The sequence below is a fragment of the Citrobacter sp. CK191 genome (genome assembly GCF_030333435.1).
GTDB classification, from domain to species: domain Bacteria; phylum Pseudomonadota; class Gammaproteobacteria; order Enterobacterales; family Enterobacteriaceae; genus Citrobacter_B; species Citrobacter_B koseri.
In genome coordinates this window covers 189,843-205,136 of the sequence record NZ_JAOWFX010000011.1, presented here as the reverse complement: position 1 = coordinate 205,136, position 15,294 = coordinate 189,843, and the positions used below count along the sequence as shown (strand labels likewise).

The window sequence follows — 15,294 nt, the reverse complement described above, 5'->3', positions numbered from 1 at the left end:
AGGAGAAGCTCATGGCCGGCGCAAAAGAGATACGTAGTAAGATCGCAAGCGTCCAGAACACGCAAAAGATCACTAAAGCGATGGAGATGGTCGCCGCTTCCAAAATGCGTAAATCGCAGGATCGCATGGCGGCCAGCCGTCCTTATGCAGATACCATGCGCAAAGTGATTGGTCACCTTGCGAACGGTAATCTGGAATATAAGCACCCCTATCTGGAAGAACGCGACGTTAAGCGCGTGGGCTACCTGGTGGTGTCGACCGACCGTGGTCTGTGCGGTGGCTTGAATATTAACCTGTTCAAGAAACTGCTGGCGGATATGAAAGCATGGTCCGATAAAGGCGTTCAGTGCGACCTCGCAATGATCGGCTCTAAAGGCGTGTCTTTCTTTAGTTCCGTAGGTGGCAATGTTGTCGCCCAGGTGACGGGTATGGGGGATAACCCATCCCTGTCCGAACTGATCGGCCCGGTTAAAGTGATGTTGCAGGCCTATGATGAAGGCCGTCTGGACAAGCTTTACATTGTCAGCAACAAATTTATTAACACCATGTCTCAGGTTCCGACTATCACTCAGCTGCTGCCGTTACCGGCTTCAGAAGATGATGAACTGAAACGTAAAACCTGGGATTACCTGTACGAACCCGATCCGAAAGCGCTGCTGGATACCCTCCTGCGTCGCTATGTGGAATCTCAGGTTTATCAGGGCGTGGTAGAAAACCTGGCCAGCGAGCAGGCCGCACGTATGGTGGCGATGAAAGCCGCGACCGACAATGGCGGCAGCCTGATTAAAGAGTTGCAGTTGGTATACAACAAAGCTCGTCAGGCCAGCATTACTCAGGAACTCACCGAAATCGTCGGTGGTGCATCCGCGGTATAACCAGGTTAATTCGTAGAGGATTCAAGATGGCTACTGGAAAAATTGTCCAGGTAATCGGCGCCGTAGTTGACGTCGAGTTCCCTCAGGATGCCGTACCGCGCGTGTACGACGCCCTTGAGGTGCAGAATGGTAATGAACATCTGGTGCTGGAAGTTCAGCAGCAGCTCGGTGGCGGTATCGTACGTACCATCGCCATGGGTTCTTCCGACGGCCTGCGTCGTGGTCTGGATGTGAAAGACCTTGAGCACCCGATCGAAGTCCCGGTAGGTAAAGCAACGCTGGGTCGTATCATGAACGTACTGGGCGAACCAGTAGACATGAAAGGCGAGATCGGTGAAGAAGAGCGTTGGGCTATCCACCGTGCGGCACCGTCCTACGAAGAGTTGTCAAACTCTCAGGAACTGTTGGAAACCGGTATCAAAGTTATCGACCTGATGTGTCCGTTCGCGAAGGGCGGTAAAGTGGGTCTGTTCGGTGGTGCGGGTGTAGGTAAAACCGTAAACATGATGGAGCTGATCCGTAACATCGCGATCGAACACTCCGGTTACTCCGTGTTTGCGGGCGTAGGTGAACGTACTCGTGAGGGTAACGACTTCTACCACGAAATGACCGACTCCAACGTTATCGACAAAGTATCCTTGGTTTACGGCCAGATGAACGAGCCGCCGGGAAACCGTCTGCGCGTTGCGCTGACCGGCCTGACCATGGCGGAGAAATTCCGTGACGAAGGTCGTGACGTTCTGCTGTTCGTCGACAACATCTACCGTTACACCCTGGCCGGTACGGAAGTATCCGCACTGCTGGGTCGTATGCCTTCAGCGGTAGGTTACCAGCCGACCCTGGCGGAAGAGATGGGTGTTTTGCAGGAACGTATCACCTCCACCAAAACCGGTTCTATCACCTCCGTACAGGCGGTATACGTACCTGCGGATGACTTGACTGACCCGTCTCCAGCCACCACCTTTGCGCACCTTGACGCAACCGTGGTACTGAGCCGTCAGATTGCGTCTCTGGGTATCTACCCGGCCGTTGACCCGCTGGATTCCACCAGCCGTCAGCTGGACCCGCTGGTTGTTGGTCAGGAGCACTACGACACCGCGCGTGGCGTACAGTCTATCCTGCAACGTTACCAGGAACTGAAAGACATCATCGCCATCCTGGGTATGGATGAACTGTCTGAAGAAGACAAACTGGTGGTAGCTCGCGCACGTAAGATCCAGCGCTTCCTGTCCCAGCCGTTCTTCGTGGCAGAAGTATTTACCGGTTCTCCGGGTAAATACGTCTCCCTGAAAGACACCATCCGTGGCTTTAAAGGCATCATGGAAGGCGAATACGATCACCTGCCGGAGCAGGCGTTCTATATGGTCGGTTCCATCGACGAAGCCGTGGAAAAAGCCAAAAAACTTTAACGCCTTAATCGGAGGGTGATATGGCAATGACTTACCACCTGGACGTCGTCAGCGCAGAGCAACAAATGTTCTCTGGTCTGGTCGAAAAAATCCAGGTAACGGGTAGTGAAGGTGAACTGGGTATTTACCCGGGCCACGCGCCGCTGCTCACCGCCATTAAGCCTGGTATGATCCGCATCGTTAAACAGTTCGGTCATGAAGAGTTTATCTACCTGTCTGGCGGCATTCTTGAAGTGCAGCCTGGCAGCGTGACCGTACTGGCTGATACCGCGATTCGCGGCCAGGATCTCGACGAAGCGCGAGCTCTGGAAGCGAAACGTAAGGCTGAAGAGCGCATTAAGAGCTCTCATGGTGACGTGGATTACGCTCAGGCATCTGCGGAACTGGCCAAAGCGATCGCCAAACTGCGCGTTATCGAGTTGACCAAAAAAGCGATGTAACACCGGCTTGAAAGCATAAAAACCAGTCTGAAATCAGGCTGGTTTTTTTTTGCCTGAATGTTATTCCGTGCTCTTTCATCTTTATTCATGGGTCAAAAAAATAGCAAAAACATTAACCTAAGCCTTTAATGAAAGGTAAGTCTGACTTTTCTGAAGACAAAAGGCAGGGCGATGAACGAAAATATCCCATTAACAAGCGGTGAAAACCCCGCATTGAGCGTTTTCTCTTCTGCCCATTTCACGATGAAAAAAATGTAGTATTTTCAATGTGAAACGGTATAAATTCGTTCTCAAATTACAGTCAGGACGCGTATGTTGAATAGTGCTATGAGCGTAGTGATCCTTGCCGCAGGCAAAGGCACGCGTATGTATTCCGATCTTCCTAAAGTGCTGCATACCCTTGCGGGAAAAGCGATGGTTCAGCATGTCATTGATGCCGCTAATGAATTAGGCGCATCTCAGGTGCATCTGGTCTATGGTCACGGCGGCGATCTGCTTAAAAACACCCTTAAAAATGACAACCTGAACTGGGTTTTGCAGGCAGAGCAGCTGGGGACGGGTCATGCGATGCAGCAGGCGGCGCCGTTCTTTAGCGATGACGAAGACATTTTAATGCTCTATGGCGATGTGCCGCTGATCTCTGTGGAAACCTTACAGCGTCTGCGTGACGCCAAACCGCAGGGCGGCATTGGTTTGTTAACCGTGAAGCTGGACGATCCGAGCGGTTACGGTCGTATTACGCGTGAGAACGGTAAAGTGACCGGCATCGTTGAGCATAAAGATGCCACCGACGAACAGCGTCAGATCCAGGAAATCAATACCGGTATCTTGATCGCTAATGGTGCGGACATGAAGCGCTGGCTGGCGAAACTGACCAACAATAATGCTCAGGGTGAATATTACATTACCGACATCATTGCGCTGGCATATCAGGAAGGCCGCGAAATCGCTGCTGTACACCCGGATCGTTTAAGCGAAGTGGAAGGCGTAAACAACCGTCTGCAACTCTCTCGTCTGGAACGCGTTTATCAGTCCGAGCAGGCCGAAAAGCTGCTGCTGGCCGGTGTGATGCTGCGCGATCCCGCGCGTTTTGACCTGCGCGGCGCTCTCACCCACGGGCGCGATGTTGAAATTGATACTAACGTTATCATCGAAGGCAACGTCACGCTGGGTCACCGCGTGAAGATTGGCGCGGGTTGCGTTATTAAAAACAGCGTAATTGGCGATGACTGTGAAATCAGCCCGTACAGCGTGGTGGAAGATGCGCACCTGGAAGCGGCCTGTACTATTGGTCCGTTTGCCCGTCTGCGCCCCGGCGCGGAACTGCGGGAAGGCGCTCATGTCGGCAACTTCGTTGAAATGAAAAAAGCGCGTCTGGGGAAAGGTTCGAAAGCGGGCCACCTGAGCTATCTGGGTGATGCGGAAATTGGCGACAACGTGAATATCGGCGCGGGCACCATTACCTGCAACTACGATGGCGCAAATAAATTCAAAACGATTATTGGCGATGATGTGTTTGTCGGTTCTGATACTCAGTTGGTGGCGCCGGTCACCGTGGGGAAAGGTGCGACCATCGCCGCCGGCACAACCGTTACCCGTGATGTTGCGGATAACGAACTGGTGTTAAGCCGCGTGCCGCAGGTGCATAAGCAGGGCTGGCAGCGTCCGGTGAAGAAGAAGTAAGTCTTTTTGCCGGATGGCGGCTTTGTCTTATCCGGCCTACGTTCGATGACGTTCTGTAGGCCGGATAAGCATAAGCGCCATCCGGCAGATGAGGGATGAGGCGATAAAGATATATCGCTCGCCCAAAAGCAGTACCTATAAAAATAACCCCACTCTCTACAAGGCTCGGGGCGCCCGGAATACGGGTATTAACAGGTCAGCGACAACGACAGGCTTAATGCCAAAATCGGAATTAAATACTATGTGTGGAATTGTTGGCGCTATCGCGCAACGTGATGTAGCTGAAATCCTTCTCGAAGGTTTACGTCGTCTGGAATACCGTGGTTATGACTCTGCCGGTCTGGCCGTGGTTGATGCGGAAGGTCACATGACCCGTCTGCGTCGCCTTGGTAAAGTACAGATGCTGGCCCAGGCAGCGGAAGACCATCCTCTGTCTGGTGGCACCGGGATTGCTCACACCCGCTGGGCGACCCACGGCGAACCTTCGGAAGCAAACGCGCATCCGCATGTTTCTGACCACATTGTGGTGGTGCATAACGGCATCATCGAAAACCATGAACCACTGCGTGAAGAACTGAAAGCGCGTGGTTATACCTTCGTTTCTGAGACCGACACCGAAGTGATTGCTCACTTAGTGCACTGGGAGCTGGAACAGGGCGGTACGCTGCGTGAAGCGGTTATGCGTGCGATTCCGCAACTGCGCGGCGCGTACGGCACGGTAATCATGGATACCCGTCACCCGGATACGCTGCTGGCGGCGCGCTCTGGCAGCCCGCTGGTTATCGGTCTGGGTATGGGCGAAAACTTTATCGCTTCCGACCAGCTGGCGCTGCTGCCGGTAACCCGTCGCTTCATCTTCCTGGAAGAAGGCGATATTGCGGAAGTGACCCGTCGTTCGGTCTCCATTTTCGATAAATCCGGCGCGGAAGTGAAACGTCAGGATATCGAATCTAGTCTGCAATATGATGCGGGCGATAAAGGTATTTACCGCCACTACATGCAGAAAGAGATCTACGAACAGCCGAATGCGATTAAAAATACGCTGACCGGGCGTATCAGCCACGGTGAAGTGGATTTAAGCGAGCTGGGGCCAAAAGCGAACGAACTACTGTCTCAGGTTGAACATATTCAGATTATCGCCTGCGGCACGTCGTATAACTCCGGTATGGTCTCTCGCTACTGGTTTGAATCGCTGGCCGGTATTCCGTGCGACGTCGAAATCGCCTCTGAATTCCGCTATCGCAAATCCGCCGTGCGTCGTAACAGCCTGATGATCACTCTGTCTCAGTCTGGCGAAACGGCGGATACCCTTGCCGGTCTGCGCCTGTCGAAAGAGCTGGGCTATCTGGGTTCTCTCGCCATCTGTAACGTTCCGGGTTCTTCCCTGGTGCGTGAATCCGATCTGGCGATGATGACCAACGCCGGGACGGAAATCGGCGTGGCCTCCACCAAAGCGTTTACCACTCAGCTGACCGTTCTGCTGATGCTGGTGGCGAAGCTGGCGCGTCTGAAAGGTCTGGATGCGTCTATCGAGCACGATATTGTTCACGGTTTGCAGGCGCTGCCGAGCCGTATCGAACAGATGCTGTCTCAGGACAAGCGTATCGAAGCGCTGGCGGAAGATTTCTCTGACAAACACCATGCCCTGTTCCTGGGCCGTGGCGATCAGTATCCGATCGCGCTGGAAGGCGCGCTGAAGCTGAAAGAGATCTCTTATATTCACGCAGAAGCGTATGCGGCAGGTGAGCTGAAACACGGCCCGCTGGCGCTGATCGACGCAGATATGCCGGTTATCGTGGTGGCGCCGAACAACGAACTGCTGGAAAAACTGAAATCCAACATCGAAGAAGTCCGCGCCCGTGGCGGCCAGCTGTACGTCTTCGCCGACCAGGATGCCGGTTTTGTCAGCAGCGACAACATGCACATCATTGAGATGCCGCATGTGGAAGAGGTGATTGCACCGATCTTCTACACCGTTCCGCTGCAACTGCTGGCGTATCACGTTGCGCTGATCAAAGGCACCGACGTGGACCAGCCGCGTAACCTGGCGAAATCAGTTACCGTTGAGTAATCGTGACGATGCCCTGCGAAAGCGGGGCATTTTTTTCTGCGCTGTTCTGTTTTTAATCAATTCTCCCGTCGTTTTAATGTGACAAATCGTCATCTTCAGCTACTGTTTTCAGTGTCATAAAAAGAAAATTTTCATGAAATCGCATTGTCATGAAGTGAATTAACTGATTGTTTATAAATTGTTTTTTCTGTAATTTATTTCATCAGTTTCCGTTGTCATAAAACTGTCATATTTCGTACATTTAACTGTCACCTGTTTGTCCTATTTTGCTCATCGTAGCCACTTAACAATGATTTACGAAAATCTTGCAGGAGACATTATGAAAGTCATGCGTACCACTGTCGCAACTGTTGTCGCCGCGACCTTATCCATGAGCGCGTTCTCTGCTTTCGCAGCAGCGAGCCTGACAGGTGCAGGTGCAACTTTCCCTGCGCCGGTGTATGCCAAATGGGCTGATACCTATCAGAAAGAGACCGGTAGCAAAGTAAACTACCAGGGTATCGGCTCCTCCGGTGGTGTAAAACAAATTACGGCTAACACCGTTGATTTCGGTGCATCCGACGCTCCGCTGTCTGACGAAAAACTGGAGCAGGAAGGTTTGTTCCAGTTCCCGACCGTCATTGGCGGCGTAGTGCTGGCGGTGAATATCCCGGGTCTGAAGTCTGGCGAACTGGTGCTGGATGGGAAAACCCTGGGTGACATCTATCTGGGTAAAATTAAGAAGTGGGATGATGAAGCCATCACCAAACTGAACCCGGGTCTGAAACTGCCTTCTCAGAACATCGCCGTTGTGCGTCGTGCAGATGGTTCCGGCACCTCCTTCGTTTTCACCAGCTACCTGGCGAAAGTGAACGAAGAGTGGAAATCTAAAGTCGGCGCTGGCTCTACCGTTAACTGGCCGACCGGTCTGGGCGGTAAAGGTAACGACGGTATCGCCGCATTCGTACAGCGTCTGCCGGGCTCTATCGGCTATGTTGAATACGCTTATGCGAAGCAGAACAACCTGGCTTACACCAAACTGATTTCAGCGGATGGTAAACCAGTAAGCCCGACCGAAGAGAGCTTTGCTAACGCCGCGAAAGGCGCTGACTGGAGCACCTCTTTCGCTCAGGATCTGACGAACCAGCAAGGTGACGATGCGTGGCCAATCACTTCCACCACCTTCATCCTGGTCCACAAAGAGCAGAAGAAACCTGAGCAGGGCGCTGAAGTGCTGAAGTTCTTCGACTGGGCATACAAAAATGGCGGCAAACAGGCGAATGACCTGGATTACGCCAGCCTGCCGGACAGCGTTGTTGAGCAGGTTCGTGCAGCATGGAAGACCAATGTGAAGGACAGCAGCGGTAAAGCGCTGTACTAATAGAATATCTTTAACGAACTGGCGGATGGCGCTACGCTTATCCGCCCTACAGTTCCGACTGTAGGCCCGATTTGTAGGCCGGATAAGCGTAGCGCCATCCGGCATGGGCAACTTCGTAAACGCGTTTAATGGAAAGAGTAATTTATGGCTGCAACCAAGCCTGCTTTTAACCCGCCGGGTAAAAAGGGTGACATGATATTCAGCGCGCTGGTAAAACTGGCTGCGCTGATTGTGCTATTGATGTTGGGTGGCATTATTGTCTCGCTGATTATCTCCTCCTGGCCAAGCATTGAGAAGTTTGGCTTCTCGTTCCTGTGGACTAAAGAGTGGGATGCGCCAAACGATATCTACGGCGCGCTGGTTCCCATTTATGGCACGCTGGTTACCTCGTTTATCGCTCTGCTGATCGCCGTTCCGGTGAGCTTCGGTATTGCCCTGTTTCTGACGGAACTGGCGCCGGGCTGGCTGCGTCGCCCGCTGGGCATCGCCATCGAACTGCTGGCGGCTATCCCCAGTATCGTCTACGGCATGTGGGGTCTGTTTATCTTCGCGCCGCTGTTTGCCACCTGGTTCCAGGAACCGGTCGGGAATATTCTTTCCAACATTCCGTTTGTTGGCGCACTGTTCTCTGGCCCGGCATTTGGTATCGGTATTCTGGCGGCGGGCGTTATTCTCGCCATTATGATCATTCCTTACATCGCGGCAGTTATGCGCGATGTCTTCGAACAAACCCCGGTGATGATGAAAGAGTCGGCCTACGGCATCGGTTGCACCACCTGGGAAGTTATCTGGCGTATCGTCCTTCCGTTCACCAAAAATGGGGTGATTGGCGGCGTTATGCTGGGACTGGGTCGTGCGCTAGGAGAAACCATGGCGGTGACCTTTATCATCGGTAACACCTACCAGCTCGACAGCGTTTCGCTGTACATGCCGGGCAACAGTATTACCTCTGCGCTGGCGAACGAATTTGCCGAAGCGGAGTCTGGTCTGCACGTTGCCGCGTTGATGGAACTGGGTCTGATTCTGTTTGTGATTACCTTCATTGTGCTGGCGATTTCTAAGCTGATGATTATGCGTCTGGCGAAGAATGAGGGGGCACGCTAATGGCTACGCTTGAAATGCAAACGACCGCAGAACTGGCGGAATCCCGCCGTAAAATGCAGGCTAAGCGCCGCACGAGAAACCGCATCGCATTGACGCTCTCAATGGCGACGATGGCGTTTGGGCTGTTCTGGCTCATCTGGATCCTGATGTCCACCATTACGCGTGGTTTCGACGGCATGTCGCTGGCGCTGTTTACTGAAATGACGCCGCCGCCGAATACCGCTGGCGGTGGTCTGGCGAACGCCCTGGCGGGGAGCGGACTGTTAATTTTGTGGGCGACGGTATTTGGTACGCCGCTTGGCATCATGGCGGGGATCTACCTGGCGGAATATGGCCGTAAATCCTGGCTTGCGGAAGTGATCCGTTTCATTAACGACATCCTGCTTTCCGCGCCGTCTATCGTGGTCGGTCTGTTTGTTTACACCATCGTGGTGGCGCAAATGGAGCACTTCTCCGGTTGGGCGGGCGTGATTGCGCTGGCGCTGCTACAGGTGCCTATCGTCATTCGTACCACAGAGAACATGCTGAAACTGGTGCCGGATAGCCTGCGTGAAGCGGCCTATGCGCTGGGGACGCCGAAATGGAAAATGATCTCGGCGATTACCCTGAAAGCCTCGATTTCCGGGATCATCACCGGCGTACTGCTGGCGGTTGCCCGTATTGCGGGTGAAACCGCGCCGCTGCTCTTTACTGCGCTTTCCAACCAGTTCTGGAGCACCGACATGATGCAGCCTATCGCTAACCTGCCGGTCACTATCTTTAAATTTGCGATGAGTCCGTTTGCGGAGTGGCAGCAACTGGCCTGGGCTGGGGTGTTGATCATTACCCTGTGCGTATTGTTGCTGAATATTCTGGCGCGCATCATTTTTGCGAAGAGTAAACACGGTTGATTTCAGGTGCCGGATGGCGGCGTAAACGTCTTATCTGGCCTACAGATGTGAACAGCGGTTAATTTTTTACGGCGCGGCCAACGGCGACGCCGAATGAGGAAGAGATTGAAATGAGTATGGTTGATACTGCTCCGGGTAAGATTCAGGTTCGTGATTTGAACTTCTACTACGGCAAATTCCATGCCCTGAAGGATATCAACCTGGATATCGCGAAGAACCAGGTCACGGCGTTTATTGGGCCGTCTGGCTGTGGTAAATCCACACTGCTGCGTACCTTTAACAAAATGTATTCGTTGTATCCAGAGCAGCGCGCGGAAGGTGAGATCCTGTTGGATGGCGATAATATCCTCACCAACACCCAGGATATCGCTCTGCTGCGTGCCAAAGTGGGGATGGTGTTCCAGAAGCCGACGCCGTTCCCGATGTCTATCTATGACAACATTGCTTTTGGCGTGCGCCTGTTTGAGAAACTGTCTCGCGCCGATATGGACGAACGCGTTCAGTGGGCGTTGACCAAAGCCGCATTATGGAACGAAACCAAAGATAAATTGCACCAGAGCGGGTACTCTCTCTCGGGTGGTCAGCAGCAGCGTCTGTGCATTGCGCGTGGTATCGCCATTCGCCCGGAAGTTCTGCTGTTGGATGAGCCGTGTTCAGCGCTGGACCCGATTTCCACCGGGCGTATTGAAGAGCTGATCACTGAGCTGAAGCAGGACTACACCGTGGTGATCGTGACGCACAACATGCAGCAGGCTGCGCGTTGTTCCGATCACACGGCGTTTATGTATCTGGGCGAGTTGATTGAGTTCAGCAACACGGACGATCTGTTCACTAAGCCCGCGAAGAAACAAACCGAAGATTATATTACTGGCCGCTACGGTTGATTTGGAGCTAACCATGGACAACCTAAACCTTAACAAACACATTTCCGGCCAGTTCAACGCAGAACTGGAAAGCATCCGCACCCAGGTGATGACTATGGGCGGTATGGTGGAGCAACAGCTTTCTGATGCGATCACCGCGATGCATAATCAGGATAGCGAACTGGCGAAGCGCGTTATTGACGGTGATAAGCACGTCAACATGATGGAAGTGGCGATCGATGAAGCGTGCGTGCGCATCATTGCCAAACGCCAGCCGACAGCGAGCGACCTGCGCCTGGTGATGGCGATCATCAAAACCATCGCTGAACTGGAGCGCATTGGCGACGTGGCGGACAAAATTTGTCGCACCGCGCTGGAGAAATTCTCCCACCAGCACCAGCCGTTGCTGGTGAGCCTGGAGTCGCTGGGGCGTCACACCGTACAGATGCTGCATGACGTGCTGGACGCGTTCGCGCGAATGGATATTGACGAAGCGGTGCGTATCTACCGTGAAGATAAGAAAGTTGACCAGGAATACGAAGGTATCGTGCGTCAGCTGATGACCTACATGATGGAAGATTCGCGCACCATTCCAAGCGTGCTGACTGCGCTGTTCTGTGCACGCTCCATTGAGCGCATTGGCGACCGTTGCCAGAATATCTGCGAGTACATCTTCTACTTCGTGAAAGGACAGGATTTCCGCCACGTCGGCGGTGACGAGCTGGATAAACTGCTGGCGGGCAAAGATCCGAAGGAATAAGCGGCTTGTTGCGTTCGCCGGGATCCCCCGGCGTCGCTATTGTAGGCCGGATAAGGCGTTACGCCGCATCCGGCATTCTGCGCCATTCGCCTGATGGCGCTTTGCTTATCAGGCCTACGGTTTAATCGACGATATTCCAACCCCGCGCCTTCCACAATCCCGGCAACTGTGCCAGATCGGTAAACGTCGTTACTTTTGGATGATCGATCGGTTTGTTGTGTGGATCGGCGCAGAAGTAGAACACCTCCATTCCCGCATCGATTCCCGACCGGGCGCCGGCACTGGAATCATCCACCAGAATGCAATTCTCCACGTTAACATTCATGGCTTTTGCCGCGTGGAACATCAGAGCCGGATCGGGCTTCCAGCGTTGAATGTCATAGCCGCTGAACAATTTTTCTGGAAAATGATGCAACATGCCCAGCTTGCCCAGTGAATGCTGCATTTTGCTGACCGGGCCGTTAGAGACAACGCACATCGGCACCGTCATGCTGTCCAGCAGCGCATTTGCCCCTGCGATCACCTCCAGTTCTGAGTCGAACAGGCGTGCGACCTCGGCGCGGTAAACGGGTTCTAAATCCGCTTTTGCTAACGACACACCCTGCTCCTCGTTAATGATATCGATGATTTCGTAGAGTTTTACGCCTTTAAAGCGTTTGAACACCTCTTCGAGATCGAGCGTGATGCCGAATTCCTGGAACATCGCGACATACGCGCGGGAGCAAATGACTTCACTGTCGACCAGCGTACCGTCGCAGTCGAAAAATACCGCTTGAATCTGGGACATGCTTTCTTTTCTCGCTAGTTTAACGTTTTCGTAATGCCTTATTGTGCGACGCAATCGTTGCCGTATAAGCAAATTCAATGAAAAAAGTGTCTCACAACTGCCCTTATTGTCGCATTTTGGTATAGGATAGCGACGAATTTTCCCTCCTTGTTCGGAAATAGATAATGAGTCAACAACACACCACCCAGACTTCTGGTCAGGGTATGCTGGAACGCGTGTTTAAACTGCGCGAACATGGCACGACGGCACGAACCGAAGTGATCGCCGGTTTTACCACCTTCCTGACGATGGTTTACATCGTTTTTGTTAACCCGCAGATTCTTGGCGTTGCTGGCATGGACACCAGCGCCGTCTTCGTTACTACCTGTCTTATCGCGGCGTTCGGCAGCATTCTGATGGGGCTGTTTGCTAATTTACCGGTCGCGCTGGCGCCGGCTATGGGTCTGAACGCGTTTTTCGCCTTCGTGGTCGTTGGCGCGATGGGGCTGTCCTGGCAGGTTGGTATGGGCGCAATCTTCTGGGGAGCGATCGGCCTGCTGCTGCTGACCATCTTCCGCGTGCGTTACTGGATGATTGCTAACATTCCGGTCAGTCTGCGCGTGGGCATCACCAGCGGTATCGGCCTGTTTATCGGCATGATGGGGCTGAAAAACGCAGGCGTTATCGTCGCGAACCCGGAAACCCTGGTGAGCATCGGTAATCTGACCTCTCACAGCGTACTGCTCGGCGTGCTGGGCTTCTTCATCATCGCTATTCTGGCATCACGTAACATTCATGCCGCCGTGCTGGTCTCTATTATTGTAACGACGCTGCTCGGCTGGATGATGGGTGATGTGCATTACAACGGCATTGTCTCTGCGCCGCCAAGCGTTAGCTCTGTGATCGGGCATGTGGATCTGGCGGGCTCGTTTAACATTGGTCTGGCTGGCGTGATTTTCTCCTTCATGCTGGTGAACCTGTTCGACTCCTCCGGCACGCTGATTGGCGTTACCGACAAAGCCGGTCTGGCTGATGAGAAAGGTAAATTCCCGCGGATGAAGCAGGCGCTGTTCGTCGATAGCGTCTCTTCTGTGACCGGGGCGTTTATTGGAACCTCGTCGGTTACCGCCTATATCGAGTCCTCATCCGGCGTATCCGTCGGCGGGCGCACGGGCCTGACCGCCGTTGTTGTCGGTCTGCTGTTCCTGCTGGTTATCTTCCTGTCGCCGCTGGCGGGAATGGTGCCGGGTTATGCCGCTGCCGGGGCGCTGATCTATGTTGGCGTACTGATGACTTCCAGTCTGGCGCGCGTTAAATGGCAAGACCTTACCGAGTCTGTTCCGGCGTTTATTACTGCCGTGATGATGCCGTTCAGCTTCTCGATTACCGAAGGTATCGCGCTGGGCTTTATCTCTTACTGTGTGATGAAAATCGGCACCGGACGTCTGCGTGAGCTGAGCCCTTGCGTGGTGGTTGTGGCGTTGTTGTTTGTGCTGAAGATTGTGTTTATCGACGCGCACTAATTGCCGCTGATACGGCGCTGCGCGAGGTGTCCTGGCCTGATAAGCGTAGCGCCATCAGGCAAATTTGATAGCCGGATGGCGGCCAAACGCCTTATCCGGCCTGCGGCCCTACGCGCGCGCTGTTATCACGCTTTAACGCGCTGAATGTAATCGCCAAACGCGGTTAGCTGGCCGGTAAGATGATCAATCGTGCTTTGATCAACCACTTCCCCGGTTTGCGGGTCAACTTTGTTCTGAATCACGCCGCCCATAAACTCCGGTTTGTTCATTACCATCGCATCAAGGAATACCAGAATCTGGCGCAGATGATACTGACAGCGAGCGCCGCCGATTGCCCCCATTGAGCTGGTCTGGATCAGCACCGGTTTCCCGGCTAACGGCTGTTCTGGCAGGCGGGACAGCCAGTCGATCGCGTTTTTCAGTCCGCCAGGCACCGAGTAGTTGTATTCCGGTGTGACGATGACGACGCCGTCCGCTTTACGGATTTGCTCTGCCAGCGCTTCAACGCTCGCCGGGAACCCCTCTTCCTGCTGCACATCAGCGTCATACAGCGGAATATCGCCAATCGAAGGTAATGCGCTGACCTCCATGCCTGCCGGGGCAATTTTCGGCAGCGTGCGGGCGACCATACCGTTAAATGAACCTTTGCGCAGGCTCCCCAGTAACGTAACAACATTCAACGTTTCGGACATGATTACTCCTTTTCATCATGGCGGCCGGGACAGGGCCGAATCAGCTAAGTGTATAAGATGACTTTGCTGTGGATAATTGAGCGAATCGCATCAGGCGACCGGTGGGTTCATTCGCCCGGGTCTGGATATCGGCCAGGCTTTTCCATCCTTGCTTACTATCAAACTCCCAAACATTCAGTTTTTCAATGGCTGGCGTAACCGCCACCGACCAGACCAGAATATCTTCCGCGTCGCATATTGCCTCCACCTGCGTAACGTGGGCGCATTTCAGGCGGCCTGCGCCGGGAAGGAGCTGGAGTTCACGCGGATCGTCATTCAGTACGTCACCGGTTAGCTTTAGCACGCTCTGGCGTAAGGTGATCAGTTGCGCGCGCGCTTCGTTGGGATCGCTCTGATTGTTGATCCACAGATTTTCGTTGCTGGAGAACGCCGGGCTCTCGGCTGAGAGTGGGCTATGGAAGCCTCGCATGGCTCGCTGTAATTCCATATCCAGACCGCATTCCCCCTCCGTTGTCAGCGCCACGCCCACCATATTCCCGGCATATGAGATGGAGAACGCGGGCAGATTTTTATCGCGAAAGACAGGCTTCCCTTTGGCCTGAATAGCTATTTCCGGCAGCTCGCTGGTTCCGTAGAGCATAAACATCAGTTCAGCGAGTAAGCCGCGTGAAGCCAAAAAACGTGTCCGGCGGTGAGCGGGAAGGTTTCTGGCTTCGATGTGGCATGGAGAAGGCAGACGGACTGAAATCAGGTGTCCCTCCGTAAGAATCCCTCTGGCAAAATGTGTCGCCATTTTTCGCTCCGTGATTAATGGTCCGTGATTATTACGAGAGTAACATTTACGTAGATTATGGACAG

General features: G+C 53.5%; 14 protein-coding genes. 11 read left to right on the top strand and 3 right to left on the bottom strand.

What is annotated here, in order from left to right:
• The first annotated feature begins 11 nt into the window (after nt 1–11).
• From atpG to phoU, 10 genes are all read left to right on the top strand, one after another.
• Complete coding sequence (gene atpG / locus OGV82_RS03710) at nt 12–875, top strand: F0F1 ATP synthase subunit gamma (RefSeq protein WP_047460091.1); 864 nt, start codon at nt 12–14, stop codon at nt 873–875.
• A gap of 26 nt (nt 876–901) precedes the next feature.
• The gene (atpD, locus tag OGV82_RS03705) at nt 902–2,284 is read left to right on the top strand and encodes a F0F1 ATP synthase subunit beta (protein ID WP_012000829.1); all 1,383 of its coding nucleotides are present in this window, start codon (nt 902–904) and stop codon (nt 2,282–2,284) included.
• Between the two features lie 20 nt (nt 2,285–2,304).
• Nucleotides 2,305–2,724, top strand: coding sequence for a F0F1 ATP synthase subunit epsilon (locus OGV82_RS03700; protein ID WP_012000828.1), 420 nt, complete (start codon nt 2,305–2,307; stop codon nt 2,722–2,724).
• Nucleotides 2,725–3,036: 312 nt separating this feature from the next.
• Nucleotides 3,037–4,407, top strand: a complete 1,371-nt coding sequence (glmU, locus tag OGV82_RS03695; RefSeq protein WP_047460094.1) for a bifunctional UDP-N-acetylglucosamine diphosphorylase/glucosamine-1-phosphate N-acetyltransferase GlmU — start codon at nt 3,037–3,039, stop codon at nt 4,405–4,407.
• Nucleotides 4,408–4,648: 241 nt separating this feature from the next.
• Entirely contained in the window at nt 4,649–6,478 is a 1,830-nt protein-coding gene (gene glmS, locus OGV82_RS03690; protein WP_012000825.1) for a glutamine--fructose-6-phosphate transaminase (isomerizing), read from the top strand.
• A 319-nt stretch (nt 6,479–6,797) separates the two neighbouring features.
• A complete protein-coding gene (gene pstS / locus OGV82_RS03685; RefSeq protein WP_024130085.1) occupies nt 6,798–7,838 on the top strand; it encodes a phosphate ABC transporter substrate-binding protein PstS in 1,041 nt (346 codons plus the stop codon).
• 144 nt (nt 7,839–7,982) lie between these two features.
• A complete protein-coding gene (pstC, locus tag OGV82_RS03680) occupies nt 7,983–8,942 on the top strand; it encodes a phosphate ABC transporter permease PstC (RefSeq protein WP_012000823.1) in 960 nt (319 codons plus the stop codon).
• Entirely contained in the window at nt 8,942–9,832 is an 891-nt protein-coding gene (gene pstA, locus OGV82_RS03675; RefSeq protein ID WP_012000822.1) for a phosphate ABC transporter permease PstA, read from the top strand. Before pstC ends, pstA begins: the two co-directional genes overlap by 1 nt.
• A gap of 110 nt (nt 9,833–9,942) precedes the next feature.
• Nucleotides 9,943–10,716 carry a phosphate ABC transporter ATP-binding protein PstB gene (gene pstB, locus OGV82_RS03670; protein ID WP_012000821.1) on the top strand — a complete coding sequence of 258 codons (774 nt, stop codon included), beginning with the start codon at nt 9,943–9,945 and terminating at the stop codon, nt 10,714–10,716.
• A gap of 13 nt (nt 10,717–10,729) precedes the next feature.
• On the top strand, nt 10,730–11,455 hold the full coding sequence (gene phoU / locus OGV82_RS03665) for a phosphate signaling complex protein PhoU (protein ID WP_012000820.1): 726 nt from the start codon (nt 10,730–10,732) through the stop codon (nt 11,453–11,455).
• A 121-nt stretch (nt 11,456–11,576) separates the two neighbouring features.
• On the opposite strand, the gene yieH is transcribed toward phoU, so the two are convergent.
• Nucleotides 11,577–12,242: a 6-phosphogluconate phosphatase gene (yieH, locus tag OGV82_RS03660; protein WP_012000819.1), complete on the bottom strand. Its 666-nt coding sequence runs from the start codon at nt 12,240–12,242 to the stop codon at nt 11,577–11,579.
• Between the two features lie 164 nt (nt 12,243–12,406).
• Here yieH and adeP point away from each other — a divergent pair, with 164 nt between their 5' ends.
• A complete protein-coding gene (gene adeP / locus OGV82_RS03655; RefSeq protein ID WP_012000818.1) occupies nt 12,407–13,744 on the top strand; it encodes an adenine permease AdeP in 1,338 nt (445 codons plus the stop codon).
• Between the two features lie 125 nt (nt 13,745–13,869).
• Here the strand turns inward: adeP and OGV82_RS03650 are convergent, their stop codons facing one another.
• Together OGV82_RS03650 and OGV82_RS03645 are read right to left on the bottom strand one after the other, a co-directional pair.
• Complete coding sequence (locus tag OGV82_RS03650; RefSeq protein ID WP_012000816.1) at nt 13,870–14,436, bottom strand: NADPH-dependent FMN reductase; 567 nt, start codon at nt 14,434–14,436, stop codon at nt 13,870–13,872.
• 40 nt (nt 14,437–14,476) lie between these two features.
• Nucleotides 14,477–15,229, bottom strand: coding sequence for a 4'-phosphopantetheinyl transferase family protein (locus OGV82_RS03645; protein ID WP_024130084.1), 753 nt, complete (start codon nt 15,227–15,229; stop codon nt 14,477–14,479).
• Between the last annotated feature and the right edge of the window lie 65 nt (nt 15,230–15,294).

Excerpts from the sequence above, each read along its gene's own strand:
- atpG (WP_047460091.1), top strand. The coding sequence starts at position 12 with ATGGCCGGCGCAAAAGAGATACGTAGTAAGATCGCAAGCGTCCAGAAC.
- glmU (WP_047460094.1), top strand. The coding sequence starts at position 3,037 with ATGTTGAATAGTGCTATGAGCGTAGTGATCCTTGCCGCAGGCAAAGGC.
- adeP (WP_012000818.1), top strand. The coding sequence starts at position 12,407 with ATGAGTCAACAACACACCACCCAGACTTCTGGTCAGGGTATGCTGGAA.
- OGV82_RS03700 (WP_012000828.1), top strand. The coding sequence starts at position 2,305 with ATGGCAATGACTTACCACCTGGACGTCGTCAGCGCAGAGCAACAAATG.
- OGV82_RS03650 (WP_012000816.1), bottom strand. The coding sequence starts at position 14,436 with ATGTCCGAAACGTTGAATGTTGTTACGTTACTGGGGAGCCTGCGCAAA.
- pstA (WP_012000822.1), top strand. The coding sequence starts at position 8,942 with ATGGCTACGCTTGAAATGCAAACGACCGCAGAACTGGCGGAATCCCGC.
- yieH (WP_012000819.1), bottom strand. The coding sequence starts at position 12,242 with ATGTCCCAGATTCAAGCGGTATTTTTCGACTGCGACGGTACGCTGGTC.
- pstS (WP_024130085.1), top strand. The coding sequence starts at position 6,798 with ATGAAAGTCATGCGTACCACTGTCGCAACTGTTGTCGCCGCGACCTTA.
- pstC (WP_012000823.1), top strand. The coding sequence starts at position 7,983 with ATGGCTGCAACCAAGCCTGCTTTTAACCCGCCGGGTAAAAAGGGTGAC.
- atpD (WP_012000829.1), top strand. The coding sequence starts at position 902 with ATGGCTACTGGAAAAATTGTCCAGGTAATCGGCGCCGTAGTTGACGTC.
- phoU (WP_012000820.1), top strand. The coding sequence starts at position 10,730 with ATGGACAACCTAAACCTTAACAAACACATTTCCGGCCAGTTCAACGCA.
- OGV82_RS03645 (WP_024130084.1), bottom strand. The coding sequence starts at position 15,229 with ATGGCGACACATTTTGCCAGAGGGATTCTTACGGAGGGACACCTGATT.
- glmS (WP_012000825.1), top strand. The coding sequence starts at position 4,649 with ATGTGTGGAATTGTTGGCGCTATCGCGCAACGTGATGTAGCTGAAATC.
- pstB (WP_012000821.1), top strand. The coding sequence starts at position 9,943 with ATGAGTATGGTTGATACTGCTCCGGGTAAGATTCAGGTTCGTGATTTG.